The following is a 13,968-nucleotide window of genomic DNA, read 5'->3' as shown; positions in this document are numbered from 1 at the left end:
GGTGATCATGCATGATCACCGCTCGACAGTCGCGGGCCGCACGCGCGTTGCTGGGTTGGACGCAGGAGACGCTCGCTGACAAGGCCCGAATATCCCTGACTGCCCTGAAACGCCTCGAGTCCGAGAACCGGCTGGAGGTGTATGAATCGACACGGGATCAGGTTCGCCGGGCACTCGAGGCCGCAGGGATCGTCATCCTGTCTGACAAGCGCGGGCAGGGAGTGATGCTGGAGCATGGCCGAGACGAGAAGACCCAGTGACGCGATAGGGCGGTATGGCAGACGGCTCACCGTGCCGATGCTCTCGGGGACCGCACCATGAAGCCCACGATCCCGGCCTTCGACGAGCTTGCCCCCACCAACGCGGACATCACCGATTACGACCGCAGGCACATCAAGCTCTACATGCGGCTTCTCGATGCGACAGCGGATGGCGCGGACTGGACCGAGGCTGTTGAGGTCCTGTTCGGGATAGACCCTGTCCGCGAACCCGAACGCGCGCGGCGGGTTTATGACAGCCATCTGGCGCGGGCGCGCTGGATGACGCAAAGCGGCTATCGGCAGCTTTTGGCGCCACGTTCCGGCACCCGGTAACCCCTGCGCGCGGTGATGCTGCAGCGGCATCATCTGCTGCACCCTTCCGTGCCTTTTCCTGGCTTCCCTGTGCTGAAATCCTGTCAACCCATGCGTGTTTTGACTCTGTCGAGGGTTGAGAGATGGGGCCGGATACATCGAAGTGGCGGAACCAGGACTCCTATGACTTCTACGATGAGCTTTCGGTTGAAGGCATCGCCTGGGAATGCCTGCGCCGTGATCTCGACTATCAGGCGTGCTTCGCCGACATCGTGACGCAAAAGGCCGTGCGTGCTCCGTTCGAGGAGGAAGCCCAGCATCGCTGGGGCCTGCGATTTTCCGGCCGACCCAAGGCTCTCAATTCTCAATCAGCCCGTAATCTGGTCACCTCACGCCAATCCGGCCACCGTGCTTCTGGGCGAGGTACCCGGTTTCCGGCCACCCTTGCCGCGGACCATTGCGCTTGATCTGCCGTCTCAGGCGGAAACAGAGGAGGGGCGCTTTGGCGCTTTGGGCACGGATGGTCCGGTTCCTTTTTTGAACATGGCCAGGCGCACCGGCTCCGGTTCCATGGCTATCCTGCTGCCCCTTGATGACGATCTGCCGGGCCGGATAGAAGCGATCCAGCGGTTCTGGCAGATGCTGAAGGCGCGCCCGGTCCCGCGCGACACCCGCATGACCCGATACCAGCGTCAGCGGTTCCGCCTGATGATGCAGGCCGCCGACGGTCGCGCCGCAGGCTCGAGCTACCGCGAGATCGGCATAGCGCTCTTCGGGGAACGGCGCGTCTTGGGCGAACCATGGAAGACCTCCCCACTGCGGGCCGCCGTCATCACGCTCGCCCGCAATGCCTCCGCCCTCATCGGCGGCGGGTATTTGGGTCTCTTGCGGCACCGTCGCAAACCTTAGGGTGCGCGTCGCCTAGGAAAGAGTGAATATCGTCGACCTCAGCCAATCCACCGATGGTGTACCTTGAACGAAGGTCGGCTTTGAAGAAGATGTCTTCCTTGAAACGCGTCGCAACATGCGCTATCTCTACTTTCAACGGCGAGTGCAGTTCTTGCCAACGACATAGCCAAAGTGTGTTTCCGGTCACTCCTGATGGCTGATAGCGGAAAAAACCGGATGAAGGGTCGCTTTGGTATCCAAAGCGGCCCTTTTTTGATTTTTCCTCGAGCTTAATTGAGAAGCAGTTTCAAGCAGCGGCACGATAGTCAGTTCTTACCGCAGTCCATTGAACGGAATTGTACCCAATTCCTTGGCTGGCAAGCGTGGAAAAGATGTATAGCCTGGCCGCTTCATATTTCGTCGAGTTTCATCATAATAGACCGATAGGATTCCGGAGATTAGGAACTGGAAGCCATGATGCAGCTCATTCTCCGTTAACGAAAAATATCGATAACTAGCCGCGCTATTGTTGGACGTCAATTTTTCAGGTGGACGAGCCTTAAAGACGTACCAGCCCGAAAGATCTCCAATGAAGCCAACCATGTCGTCGAAGGTAGGCGGATCAGCGTAGAGTTTTGCTAGCTTCTGGAAAATCTTCTTTTCCTTCGCTACTCGTTTGTCCGCAAACTGTGAGCTGGCCCCCACTAATCCAAGGAATGGCCCGCGGCGACGTTCTTGTGGCTTGCCTTCATCCGATCGGCAAATCTGGCCCACGGCTGCTAGCGCTTTGCATTCAGCCGCTATATCTGCATCGCGTAGCTTCTTTTTTACTGAAAATACGGCAATAACGGCCTCAGGTGGTACGATCACCGTCTCTCCCATTCGTTGAAACACTGGATAGGTGCCGGTGTCACAAACAATAATGTCGAGCTGGGTAGAATGTTTGTCTATTTGGTTCTTCCTGTTCCGCGTGTTTTTTCCAGTCTTGACGGCTGGGCGTAAAATGAAGCCAGTTAGCACTTCAAGATCTTTGGGAAGATACTTTTGCAGGTAATTCCGCAGAAGGGCTTCGACGTACCTGCCATCCTCGCCGCGGTGCCCTGCGCCTTCGGCAAAAGAGCTGGGCAGGAGCGTCTCGAACTGTTTGTAAACAGCCAGAAGCGCTAGCACTTCCTGGTTCCAAAAATCTTGGAGCCTTCTTCCGTCCATTGCGCACGCTCCCCACCCTAAGCCTGTCCCGAACGCTAGTTGGCGTTCACGCATCTGACAATGAGGTATGCGTCTTTCTTACGGTGGCCTGGCTTGCGCCGTCATCTGCCAACAGCAGAGGCCAAGTTTCTAAGGTGCCATCAGAAGCCGGAATAGGAGATAACCCTTATTCAGGTCGGAGGTTGGACCGCCGAGGCCTCTCGTCGGGGGTAGGTTACTTCCACCCCCAATCTTCCTCATCCCCCTTTCCGGTCCTTCTTCGCCAGCCTGCGCGGGACAGGCCGTGCTTTGCCGACGGCCTTCCACAGTCCCACGGAGGCCCCATCCATGCGACCCGATCTCGCCGTTCTGCCGCCACGCTACCTGCGCACCAAGGAGGCCGCCACGTTCCTCAGCCTGTCGGCGCGCACGCTGGAAAAGCACCGGACCTATGGAACCGGCCCGGCCTATCACAAGCTCGGCGGGCGCGTCGTCTATTCGGTCGATGATCTGACAGCTTGGGTTGCGCGCGGCTCGGTCACCTCGACCTCCGATCCGCGCGGCCAGGTCCTGCCGGCCAAGCGCATGACGGCGTCGCCGCATGCCGTGCCAGCGCGCGCGACGCGCTGACGGCCCTTCCCGTTCCTCATGCCCCCGACGCCCCGCAGCGCCTCCGAGCGCGGCCAACTGGACCTCTTTCGGGCGCTTCCGGGGGAGTTCGCCCCACGTGACGCGCAGGATCTCATGGCCTATCCGTTCTTCTCCCTCTCCAAGTCGCCGCGCATACGCCCCATCGATTTCGTGGCGGGCAATGTGGCGATCCGGGTCGAAGCCGTGCCCGACCACGGCATGGCCACTATCTGGGATGCAGACATCCTGATCTGGGCGGCGAGCCAGATTGTCGAAGCGCGCGATGCGGGCCTGCGCACCTCGCGTCTGATGGCGGCCACGCCCTATGAGATCCTCAATTTCACCGGGCGCGGGACGTCGCTCCGGGACTATCAGCGCCTGAAGGCTGCGCTGGACCGGCTGCAATCGACCACGGTGGCGACGACGATCCGCCAGCCCGCCGAGGGGCGGCGCCATCGCTTCTCCTGGATCAACGAATGGCATGAACGCAGCGACAGCAAAGGGCGACCGGACGGGATCGAACTGATCGTCCCGGACTGGTTCTACCGCGCCGTCCTCGATGACGCGCTGATCCTGACCATCGACCGCGCCTATTTTGATCTGACCGGCGGGCTCGACCGCTGGCTCTACCGCCTCGTGCGCAAGCATGGTGGGCGGCAGGCGGGCGGCTGGCGCTTCGATTTCCGTCACCTGCATCAGAAATCCGGAAGCCTCTCGCCCTTCAAGCGCTTTGCCTTCGAGCTGCGCGACATCATCCGCCGCCAGCCGTTGCCCGGCTATGTCCTCTTCGCCGAGATCGAAACCGGTGGCCGCATGCTGCTGGCCTTCGAGCCTGCCGCGCCCTGTGGACAAGCTGTGAATGGCCTCGTGCCATCGGGAACCCGGGGTATCGTGCCATCAGGAACCGGGGGCTCGTGCTATCGGGAACCGAAACCGGGCTCAACCACATGCACCACAACAGAAAATCGCGCCCTTAACTTAGAGTCTAACAAAGATTCTAACCTTGAAGAGCGCAGGACCGCTGTCGAAACCCTGATCGCAAGGACGGGTGCCGCGCTGAAGGTCGGGTATCGGCGGCGGGGAAGGGGGCCCGACGAGCCCGTTCCACGAGAACCAGAACTGCCCCTCGGCAAGCCGGGGGAACGGCCATGACCCGCGCGCTCCACATCCCGAGGGGCGGGGTCAGGAAGCCCACCTTCGCCTTCGATCTCGCCGTCGAGTTGCCGGGAGGCGTCGAGGGTTCGACCGGTCAGACAAGAAAGATTGTCGGCACGATGCCGCGCAACCTGCTCGGTCGCGGTTTTTCCGCTGCAGAGGAAGCTCTGTCATGACTGGACAACTCCCGCCTAAGTTCCAAGGCCACGCGTCGAACGATCAACCCATTGCGTCGATCACCTGGGTTGATCTGACTTTCCATCGACACCGCGTCGAGCAGTGGATCCGCTTCGGCCATGCATGCCGTGAACAGGTGATCGACCGGCAAAGACGGAGGCTCGCCTTCGCCTCCGGTGCGGTCTTCGCCTGCATCCGTTGGGCCGGAAACGATCACGGAACTGTCGCGGCACGGCTCGTCATCCTGCGCGCGGTCTTCCGCACCGAGCCCTTCCAGACCCTCGGTTTCGTGCATCCCGGTGCCGAAATCCTGCTGCAGCTCGATGGCTGGCCGAGGGTCAAGCGCACCCTGGAAATCATCGACGCCATCGAAGCGCTCGGGATCGATCCGACCGCCGTCGCGCCGGATCATTGGCGTCATGTCCACAATCGCCTGGCGGCCGGGCAGTCCCCGTCGGTCTATTCCTCGGCGCGGCATGCGGCCTGGCTTGCGCGGCGCAGGATCTGGCCATGAAGCGCCCCGTGATCCTCCTCTTGGCCGCGATGGGTCTGGCGAGTCTTGCAGCTCCGTCCGTCGCAGTTCTGCCCGCGTGGCTGATCTGGAACGCATCTGCCAGCGTGCCGCTCGGCCTCTATTGGGTCGAGCGCCCGACCGGGCTCGAAGTCGGCGACCTCGTCGCGGTCATTCCGCCTGCGCCTCTTGCCGCGTTCATGGTCACGCGCGGCTACATCGGCGCGGATGTCCCGCTATTGAAGCATGTCGCGGGCCTGCCGGGACAGCGCATTTGCCGCACCGGCGCAACCATTACCGTCGATGACATCGTCCTCGGCGAGGCGTTGCCGCGGGATCGGCTCGGTCGCGATCTGCCCGACTGGCAGGGCTGCCACCTGCTTCAGGACGGCGAAATCTTCCTCATGAATCGCGAAGTCCGGGAGAGCCTCGACGGCCGCTATTTTGGGCCGCTCCCGGCTGACGCCGTCATTGGCATGGCGCGCCCGATCTGGGTGGCTTCCGACGCCGCCGAGCCCCGAGACGGGCGCTTCATCCACCCCTGACAGCCCACCCAACCCCAAACACAGGAGACCCGACATGACACAGATCGGACAGTTCACCCGCGAAGAAACGGGCTTCACCGGACAGCTCCGGACGCTCACACTCGACCTCTCGCTTGCGCTCGTCCCGGTGGAAAACAGCGAGGCCGAGAACGCGCCCGCCTACCGGGTGCATGCCGATGATGCAGAGGGTCCGGAGGTCGGGGCCGCGTGGAAGCGCAGCGGCGAGAAGGCCGGTGAGTACCTCTCGGTCCTGCTCGACGATCCTGCCTTGCCGCAGCCGATCCGCGCCAATCTCTTTCGCGACGATGACGCCGGTGCCGCTTGGTCGCTGCACTGGAACCGCCCGAAACCCCGCGAAGACCGGGACTGACGGCCATGCGGCACTGTCAGATTGCGGCGCTCGTTTGCGTCCTCTTGTCGTTCAGCCAAGGCCCGGCCATCGCGCATGCGGAGCCCATTCCGGCGCAGATCGCGGAGCATCCCCATGGCGCCTTCATTGCCGAGGCGGCACAGCGTTTCGGGATCCCGGCACCCTGGATCGTCGCGGTGATGCGCGCCGAAAGCGCCAATGATCCCAGCGCCGTCAGCCATGCCGGAGCCATGGGGCTGATGCAGGTCATGCCGGGCACCTGGGCCGCCTTGCGGACGCGCCACGGGCTCGGAGATGACCCTCATGATCCACGCGACAACATCCTCGCCGGGACCGCCTATCTGCGCGAAATGTGGGACCGTTACGGCACTATCGCTGCCATGCTTGCCGCCTACAATGCCGGTCCAGGTCGCTACGACGACTATCTCGAAACCGGTCGCACCTTGCCGGCCGAGACGCGTGCCTATGTGGCGGCACTCGCCCCTCTTCTCGGCAGTGGGACTGCATCGGAAGCGCAGATGGCTGCGCAAACTCTGCCGCCGGACTGGCGCGATGCGGCGCTGTTCGTGGCGCGGTCCGACCAGCTAATGGCGCCTGGCATGCCGGGAAGCGCGCCGGATTCCGAGCGCCCGGCGGACGGGATTTTCGTGACGCTTGGCGAAGGGTCGGGCGGACCATGAGCACATGCACGGCATCGGAATGCTACCGGGAGCCGACAGGTTCGGGGAAGGCACGCCTGGCTGCGATCCCGGCGGCAGAAGAGGAAAAGGCAGGGAAGGCGGAGGGCAAGATAAAGGAAACCGGCACCCCAAGGCGCCGGTTTCTGGGCAAGCCCTTGTCTGCACACTGTTTTCGGGGCGCGGATGCGGCACCCAGTTCTTCGGGCTGTGGTGCCGCGCTGTGCGGCAAGTCGCTGAATTTTAGCGGCTATTTGCGGCACTGTGCCACGTTTTTTACCCACAAGCGCCCCTTGATCCCCGGACGGGTCCATGAGCGGCGATGACGAGAACCGGTTCGAACTGAGGCCGGGGGCCATCCGCTCGGACAGTCCGAAGGCGGGCAAGGCCAAGAGCTTTCTGACTCGTGCGAAGAAGCTCGCCCGCCAGCACAGCAACCGACCCGCGCGCGGCGCGGCGCGCTCGCCCTCAGGCGTTTCCCGTGACCCTGCCAATCCGGCCGGGAAGGGAGTGAAGGCGGCGGGACGGCGTGCGGAAGGGGCAGGCGTCCGGCGCGGGCGGGGCGCGGCCTTTGTCCGCGCCCGTGGCCTTTCCGGCGGCTGGCGGCACAGCGCGCCGGGCATGCGCAGGGTCGTGGTGAAGACCCGCTATGTCCGGCAGGCGGGCCGCAGCGGGAAGGGGGCCGCCCATCTGCGCTACATCCAGCGCGATGGCACATCCCGCGACGGCGCGCCGGGACGGCTTTATTCCGCGACTGAGGATCAAGCCGATGGCGAGGCCTTCCTCGCGCGCGGTCGCGACGATCGCCATCAGTTCCGGTTCATCATCGCACCCGAGGATGCCGCGGAACTTCCCGACCTGACAGGGCATACCCGCGACCTCATGCGCAGCGTCGAAGCCGACCTCGGCACAAAGCTCGACTGGGTCGCCGTCAACCACCACAACACGGGTCATCCCCATGTGCATGTCATCGTGCGGGGTTGCGATGATCGCGGCGAAACCCTCGTCATCAATGGCGACTACCTCGCCCATGGCATCCGGGAGCGGGCGAGCGCGCTTGCCACGCTGGAACTTGGCCCGGTCTCGGAACGCGAGCAGGCCCGCAAGCTCGCGGCCGAAGTCGACCAGGACCGGCTCACCCGGATCGATCGCGCGATGATCGCGGAGGCCGAGGACGGTCTCCTCGACCTGCGTCCCGAACCGCAGGAGGCGCGGCGGCAGTTCGACCGGACCTTGCGTCTGCGTCGCCTTGATCGACTGCAGAAGATGGGTCTTGCCACGGAACATGCTCCGGGCGTCTGGGAGCTGAACCCGAGGCTGGAGTCGACGCTGCGCGCCATGGGGGAGCGTGGCGACATCATCCGCAGCATCCATCGCGCCCTGAAGGCCGATGGCCTGACCCGAGATCCCATGACCTTCGAGGTCCATGATGCTGCGCCCCAGACGCCGATCAGCGGTCGGGTCGTGGACAAGTTTCTGACAGACGAGATGGGCGAGAGCCTGACCCTGGTGGTAGATGGTATCGACGGCCGGACCCATCATGTCTCGGGGCTAGATGCCGACCGCCTCGAGGAGGCAAAGGTCGGCAGCATCGTTGAGGTCGGGCCCGCCGATGCCGCTGCCCGGCCTTCGGATCGCGCCATCGCTGCCATGGCCGAGGACGGCATCTATCGGCCGAGCCGCCATCTGGAACAGGCCCGGTTCGAGGGCCGGGTGCCGGGTGGCGATCATGCGGGCTTCGTCGATGCCCATGTCCGCAGGCTCGAGGCCTTGCGCCGTGCCGGGATTGTCGAGCGGCTCGACGCGGATCGATGGCGGATCCCCGAGGACTATGAGCGCCGTGCGGCCGCCCATGACGCGGGTCGCAACCGCCAAGCGACGGTCCGGGTTCTGTCGGCCATTGCGCTCGACAAACAGATCGGGGCCGATGGCGCCACCTGGCTCGACCAGCGGCTCCTCCGCGGCGATCGGTCTGACATCGCGTCTTCGGGCTTCGGGCAGGAGGTGCACGAGGCCCTCGACCAGCGCCGCGACCGGCACCTCGCTGGTGGCGATGCGACGCGGCAGGGGGCGCGCTTCCTCTACCGCCGCAATCTGCTAGCGACCCTGCGCGACCGCGAACTCGCCCGCGTCGGGGCATCCCTGGCCGAGCGCAAGGGTCTCGCCTTCCGTCCCGCCGCCGACGGCGCAAGGGTCAGCGGCACCTTCACGGACACCGTGCACCTCGCCAGCGGCAAGTTCGCCCTGGTCGAACAGAGCCAGGAATTCACGCTGGTCCCGTGGCGACCGGTCATTGATCCCCAGCTGGGGCGCGAAGTGACGGGCCTCGTCAAGGGCGGGTCGATCGCATGGCAACTGGGGCGGGGGAAGGACCTTGGGATCTGACGCGCAGGCCTAGTTGTGTTCGGTACATTGTGACGGACAGCTTTGCGGGACGAAGCAGACACTGGAAGCCCCGCTATCGGCAAAAGCCCGTCAAGGGTGGCAGGCCTGCCGGGGGCATCACAATCCCGGCCCCATCATACCAGACTAGCATTTCCGGGCTGCTCCCCCATGATGCTCCGGCAGGCGCAAAGACAGCGAATCCGGCAGCCAGATCATCACCCACATAGTCGAGCCTCCCCGCTTCGAGTTCTGGCACGCGCGACACTTCCGGGCCGCTGATCTGGTAGACCCTGTAGGACTGGCTGCCCGTCAACCAGTGGGGCGCGGTATGACCGCCATAGAACTGGACCCCGAGAATCTCGCTACGCTCGATTGTAGTGACGTCCTCGATGTCGTCGGCAGGCTCGTAAAGCCTCGGCTCGATTGTTCCGCTTTCGCCAAAAACCCATGTGCCCCCGGCCTCGACGACTTCGATCCATCCGTTTCTGTCGAACCCCCAGATATACAGGCGCCGATTTACCGGATCATAGGGACCGGCGAGAAAGGTCAGATCCCCGGTCGGGGAGGGCCAATTGCTACAGCAGTCTGACGAAGCGGAATGCAGTTTCAGGTGGCCTTCACTGGGAAGGCTAACCAGCGGCTCCAGACCATGAACGGCAGAGGGCAGCCTGCTCAGCCCGACGCCGGTCGGTTGGTGCTGCCGCGAAATGCAACGATCCATATCGCCCTCGGCATGGGCAGTCTGGCTCGTCAACCCCATGGCGAGAAGAAGAAAGCTGCACTGTATTCTCAAGCTGAACATCTATCGGCCCCGTGCTGACCATGCTTACGGCACCTTGCGGCAGCATCTGAATGGCAGCAATGGGCTCGAAGCTGCCAGTCGTCTTTTCATCCTGGGTGGCGAACACCACAGGTTTTGAACGCGTGGGTCGAACGTGTACAGCCCATCCCATGTGCCGCCCCCCTTATCCGACTGTGTCCCGACCACGATAGCCCTGTTGCCAAGGCCCTGTATCACCGCCTTCAGATGGGCCACACGCCGTGTCTTGCAGGAGCGCGCATGCGGGGAGGCCGGATTCTCTGGGGCCAGATCATCACCGTGTTCTCGATCGTCCTGGTGATGGTCTGGGCGGCGACGCAATGGGTGGCCTTTCGCCTCGGCTTCCAGCCCCAACTTGGCGCGCCCTGGTTCGAGGCAGCGGGATGGCCCGTCTATCATCCGCCCGCGTTCTTCTGGTGGTGGTTCTCCTTCGATGCCTATGCCCCGGGCATCTTCATGGAAGGGGCCGCCATCGCCGTCGCTGGCGCGGCGCTCGCCATCGCCGCAGCCTTCCTCATGTCGATCATCCGGGCGCGCGAGGCGCGCAACGTCGCCACCTATGGTTCGGCCCGATGGGCGGAGGCGAAGGAGATCCATGCGGCCGGTCTGCTCGGCCCCGATGGTGTGGTCCTCGGGCGTCATGACCGGGCCTATCTGCGCCATGACGGGCCGGAGCATGTCCTGTGTTTTGCGCCCACCCGCAGCGGCAAGGGTGTCGGCCTTGTGGTGCCGACCCTCCTGACCTGGCCCGGCAGCTGCATCGTGCATGACATCAAGGGCGAGAACTGGGGGCTGACGGCAGGGTTCCGGTCGCGCCATGGGCGGGTGCTGCTCTTCGACCCAACCAATGCCGCGTCCTCGGCCTACAATCCGCTGCTCGAGGTCCGGCGGGGGGAATGGGAGGTCCGCGATGTCCAGAACATCGCTGATATCCTCGTGGATCCGGAAGGCAGCCTCGACAAACGCAACCATTGGGAAAAGACCAGCCACTCGCTCTTGGTCGGCGCGATCCTCCATGTCCTCTATGCCGAGCGGGACAAGACCCTCGCGGGGGTTGCAAACTTCCTGTCGGACCCGCGTCGGCCGATCGAGGCGACGCTGCGTGTCATGATGGAAACCGCCCATCTCGGGTCAGGCGGCGTGCATCCGGTGATCGCCTCCTCGGCCCGAGAGCTTCTGAACAAATCCGAGAATGAACGCTCCGGCGTCCTCTCGACCGCCATGTCCTTCCTCGGCCTCTACCGCGATCCCGTCGTCGCCCGGGTCACGGCGCGCTGTGACTGGCGGATCACCGATCTGGTGGAAGGGCCCGGCCCGACCAGTCTCTACCTGGTCGTGCCGCCATCGGACATCAACCGCACCAAGCCCCTGATCCGCTTGATCCTGAATCAGATCGGGCGGCGCCTGACGGAAGAGCTGAAGACTTCGGGCAAGCGCCATCGACTCCTGCTGATGCTGGATGAATTCCCCGCGCTCGGCCGCCTCGATTTCTTTGAAAGCGCACTGGCCTTCATGGCGGGCTATGGCCTGAAATCCTTTTTGATCGCGCAGAGCCTCAACCAGATCGAGCGTGCCTACGGCCCGAACAACGCGATCCTCGACAACTGCCATGTCCGCGTGGCCTTCGCGACCAATGATGAGCGGACCGCGAAACGGATCAGCGATGCGCTTGGCACGGCAACCGAGATGCGCGACTCCACCAACTATGCCGGGCATCGTCTTGCGCCCTGGCTTGGGCATCTGATGGTCTCGCGTCAGGAAACCGCGCGGCCACTGCTGACACCGGGCGAGGTCATGCAATTGCCGCCCAGCGACGAGATCGTAATGGTGGCCGGCGTGCCGCCGATCCGGGCGACCAAGGCCCGCTACTTCGAGGACCAGCGTTTCCGGGAACGGGTGCTGCCGCCGCCTGACCTGCGAAACCGATCGGTCGCGGTCGGGGGGCTGCGGCCGTCCGACGATTGGTCTGATCTAACCCCCGCTGCGACCTCCGTGCAGCCCGACGCGCCTGACAGCCTCGGTGGCGACCCGGCGAATGCCGGCATCCGGCGCGAACCGGAACTGCCCGAGCAGGAGGAGATCGTTCCGCCCCCGCCGGCCCCTGTGCAGGAGTTCGACCTCCTTGATGACGAGCCCGATGTCGACGCGGCACAGGCCCGCGCCATCCGACAACGCATGCGCATGGTGGCACGCCAGGTCGCGATGAACCCCGATGACGGCATCAATCTATGAGGCCGCCGTCATGACCCGTCGCACCCGAATGAATGTCTATTTCGACCCGGCGCTGCTGAGCCAGGTCGAGGCGCTGGCGCTGCGCCGGAAAGTCTCGAAATCCGCCGTCATCGAGGCGGCGGTCGCGTCCTTCCTGTCGGGTGACACGAGCGAGCGCATGGAGGCTGCGCTCACACGGCGGCTCGACAGGCTCGGTCGCCAGGTCGACGGTCTCGACGAAGATCTCGCCGTCCTTGGGGAAACCCTGTCGCTCTTCATCCGTTTCTGGATGACGGTGACTCCGCCCTTGCCTGAGGCCGCACGGGATGCGGCCCGCGCGAAGGGCGCTGAGCGCTTCGAGGGGTTCCTGCAAAGCCTCGGACGCAAGCTCGCCACGGGCGACAGGTTTCTGCGTGAGGTTTCCCGCGACCGACCCGGGGAGGGTGGCGCAGATGTCGTTCCAGAAGCTGATGAGGGCGTCTGAACCCGCAATTTGATCGAGGAACGAGGCGGGCCTCGGACTTGCGGGAGTTCCGCCCGTCATGCACACTTGTCCTGTTGGATGTGCAAGCGGCTCCGAAACCTGAACCTGTTGCGCGGACAGACGGCACGACGACCGTTTCGCGGGATCAGGTGGGATCAGCATGGGGCAGGAGCGCAGGTTCGAACGGACGATCGGCGTCGATTACTCGGGTGCCGAGACGGCCGAGGCCAGCCTGAAAGGACTCCGCGTCTATCAGGCTGACGGCGACGCCCTGCCAGAGGAAGTTCTGCCGCCCGCTGGACCCAAGAAGTACTGGACGCGTCGCGGCCTAGCGGAATGGCTGGTCGAAACCCTCGACGGCCAGGTGCCGACGGTTGTCGGCATCGATCACGGTTTCTCCTTTCCGATGCGCTACTTCGAGCGACATGGTCTGCCGCCCGACTGGCCTGCGTTCCTCGAGGACTTCTGCGCCCATTGGCCAACCGATGGCAAATACACCTATGTCGACTTCGTGCGCGACGGCTCTGTCGGAAACGGCGCTGCCAGATGGGGTGAACGGCACTGGCGTCGCCTGACGGAGGAGGCGACCGGGTCGGCCAAGTCCGTCTTCCATTTCGACGTGCAGGGCTCGGTCGCGAAATCGACCCACGCTGGCATCCCCTGGCTGCGGTACATCCGACGCGCGCGGCCGCAGTTACATTTCTGGCCCTTCGACGGATGGAACCCCGCTTCGGGTGCATCAGTGATCATCGAGGCCTATCCGCGCCTCTGGAGCACAGCCTATCCCCAAGACGACCGAACCACCGACCAACATGACGCCTATGCAATCGCCCGATGGCTTCAAGACGCGAGCGCCACCGGGGAGCTCGAGAAGGCCTTCGCTGCGCCCGAGCCCGAAAGCGTTGCGATGACGGGACAGGTGGAAGGGTGGATCCTCGACAGTAGCTGGCCTCCGGTCAAGAAGCAGCGGAGGAGAGTGACATCGACCAAGGCGCCGGCTTCGACGACGATGCCAGGTTACATCAACCGGAACCGCCAGGAGGTGCTTTCTAAGACAGGTCTGCCGGGCGATGACCACAATCAGGTCCTCTACCTGCTGAAGTGTCACACCTGCGGTGCACGATACGGCGCCAACGGCTCGGACATCTTCCAACGACGATGCCCTGAGTGCGACGGCGGGCGACCGGGGCTTGGGTTGGGATGAAATCCGCGACCAACGACCCGCTAAAAAAAGGTGGCAGGTGAAGCTGGTGTGGGCCTTCTTGAACGGCCCAAACTGGACCTTGCCGGTGCTGTTCGGTGCTGCATCGCAGCTTTCCAAAAGTGGACTTTGGGTACCATCTCAGTCCTGCGCT

Annotated in this window: 17 protein-coding genes; 15 read left to right on the top strand and 2 right to left on the bottom strand. The window is 64.0% G+C overall.

What is annotated here, in order from left to right; all coding sequences use genetic code 11:
* Nucleotides 1-11: 11 nt before the first annotated feature.
* The 4 genes from LPB142_RS15700 to LPB142_RS19145 all read left to right on the top strand — a co-directional run bounded on the left by LPB142_RS15700 (nt 12) and on the right by LPB142_RS19145 (nt 1,481).
* A complete protein-coding gene (locus tag LPB142_RS15700) occupies nt 12-260 on the top strand; it encodes a helix-turn-helix domain-containing protein (protein ID WP_071166935.1) in 249 nt (82 codons plus the stop codon).
* A gap of 57 nt (nt 261-317) precedes the next feature.
* Nucleotides 318-593: a DNA -binding domain-containing protein gene (locus LPB142_RS15695; RefSeq protein ID WP_071166934.1), complete on the top strand. Its 276-nt coding sequence runs from the start codon at nt 318-320 to the stop codon at nt 591-593.
* Between the two features lie 122 nt (nt 594-715).
* A complete protein-coding gene (locus LPB142_RS19150; protein WP_156894395.1) occupies nt 716-1,039 on the top strand; it encodes a transcriptional regulator domain-containing protein in 324 nt (107 codons plus the stop codon).
* Between the two features lie 103 nt (nt 1,040-1,142).
* The gene (locus tag LPB142_RS19145) at nt 1,143-1,481 is read left to right on the top strand and encodes a DUF2285 domain-containing protein (RefSeq protein ID WP_198037843.1); all 339 of its coding nucleotides are present in this window, start codon (nt 1,143-1,145) and stop codon (nt 1,479-1,481) included.
* A 312-nt stretch (nt 1,482-1,793) separates the two neighbouring features.
* Here LPB142_RS19145 and LPB142_RS18580 read toward each other — a convergent pair whose 3' ends face one another.
* Nucleotides 1,794-2,669, bottom strand: coding sequence for a DUF6602 domain-containing protein (locus LPB142_RS18580; RefSeq protein ID WP_083392707.1), 876 nt, complete (start codon nt 2,667-2,669; stop codon nt 1,794-1,796).
* A gap of 327 nt (nt 2,670-2,996) precedes the next feature.
* Between LPB142_RS18580 and LPB142_RS15685 the strand changes: the two genes are divergently transcribed.
* From LPB142_RS15685 to LPB142_RS15650, 8 genes are all read left to right on the top strand, one after another.
* The gene (locus LPB142_RS15685; protein ID WP_058096056.1) at nt 2,997-3,278 is read left to right on the top strand and encodes a helix-turn-helix transcriptional regulator; all 282 of its coding nucleotides are present in this window, start codon (nt 2,997-2,999) and stop codon (nt 3,276-3,278) included.
* Nucleotides 3,279-3,392: 114 nt separating this feature from the next.
* A complete protein-coding gene (locus LPB142_RS15680; RefSeq protein WP_071166933.1) occupies nt 3,393-4,430 on the top strand; it encodes a replication initiator protein A in 1,038 nt (345 codons plus the stop codon).
* Nucleotides 4,427-4,609, top strand: coding sequence for a hypothetical protein (locus LPB142_RS15675; RefSeq protein WP_071166932.1), 183 nt, complete (start codon nt 4,427-4,429; stop codon nt 4,607-4,609). Before LPB142_RS15680 ends, LPB142_RS15675 begins: the two co-directional genes overlap by 4 nt.
* Complete coding sequence (locus LPB142_RS15670; protein WP_071166931.1) at nt 4,606-5,124, top strand: DUF2840 domain-containing protein; 519 nt, start codon at nt 4,606-4,608, stop codon at nt 5,122-5,124. The genes LPB142_RS15675 and LPB142_RS15670 overlap by 4 nt, the downstream gene beginning before the upstream one ends.
* Nucleotides 5,121-5,666, top strand: coding sequence for a S26 family signal peptidase (locus tag LPB142_RS15665; protein ID WP_071166930.1), 546 nt, complete (start codon nt 5,121-5,123; stop codon nt 5,664-5,666). Before LPB142_RS15670 ends, LPB142_RS15665 begins: the two co-directional genes overlap by 4 nt.
* A 34-nt stretch (nt 5,667-5,700) precedes the next feature.
* Nucleotides 5,701-6,036 (top strand): DUF736 domain-containing protein, encoded by a 336-nt coding sequence (locus tag LPB142_RS15660; protein WP_071166929.1) that lies wholly within the window; start codon nt 5,701-5,703, stop codon nt 6,034-6,036.
* Between the two features lie 5 nt (nt 6,037-6,041).
* Complete coding sequence (locus tag LPB142_RS15655; protein WP_083392705.1) at nt 6,042-6,716, top strand: lytic transglycosylase domain-containing protein; 675 nt, start codon at nt 6,042-6,044, stop codon at nt 6,714-6,716.
* A 309-nt stretch (nt 6,717-7,025) separates the two neighbouring features.
* Complete coding sequence (locus tag LPB142_RS15650; protein WP_071166928.1) at nt 7,026-9,098, top strand: DUF3363 domain-containing protein; 2,073 nt, start codon at nt 7,026-7,028, stop codon at nt 9,096-9,098.
* Between the two features lie 73 nt (nt 9,099-9,171).
* On the opposite strand, the gene LPB142_RS15645 is transcribed toward LPB142_RS15650, so the two are convergent.
* A complete protein-coding gene (locus tag LPB142_RS15645; RefSeq protein ID WP_156894394.1) occupies nt 9,172-9,900 on the bottom strand; it encodes a hypothetical protein in 729 nt (242 codons plus the stop codon).
* A gap of 258 nt (nt 9,901-10,158) precedes the next feature.
* On the opposite strand from LPB142_RS15645, the gene LPB142_RS15640 reads away from it, so the two are divergent.
* From LPB142_RS15640 to LPB142_RS15630, 3 genes are all read left to right on the top strand, one after another.
* A complete protein-coding gene (locus LPB142_RS15640; RefSeq protein WP_071166926.1) occupies nt 10,159-12,150 on the top strand; it encodes a conjugal transfer protein TraG in 1,992 nt (663 codons plus the stop codon).
* A gap of 10 nt (nt 12,151-12,160) precedes the next feature.
* On the top strand, nt 12,161-12,613 hold the full coding sequence (locus LPB142_RS15635; RefSeq protein ID WP_071166925.1) for a ribbon-helix-helix domain-containing protein: 453 nt from the start codon (nt 12,161-12,163) through the stop codon (nt 12,611-12,613).
* Nucleotides 12,614-12,773: 160 nt separating this feature from the next.
* The gene (locus LPB142_RS15630; RefSeq protein ID WP_071166924.1) at nt 12,774-13,817 is read left to right on the top strand and encodes a hypothetical protein; all 1,044 of its coding nucleotides are present in this window, start codon (nt 12,774-12,776) and stop codon (nt 13,815-13,817) included.
* Nucleotides 13,818-13,968: the final 151 nt, after the last annotated feature.

Origin of the sequence: Rhodobacter xanthinilyticus, from assembly GCF_001856665.1 — a bacterium.
GTDB classification, from domain to species: domain Bacteria; phylum Pseudomonadota; class Alphaproteobacteria; order Rhodobacterales; family Rhodobacteraceae; genus Rhodobacter; species Rhodobacter xanthinilyticus.
Note: the sequence above shows the minus strand (reverse complement) of the source record. Positions and strands in the feature narration are given on the sequence as shown.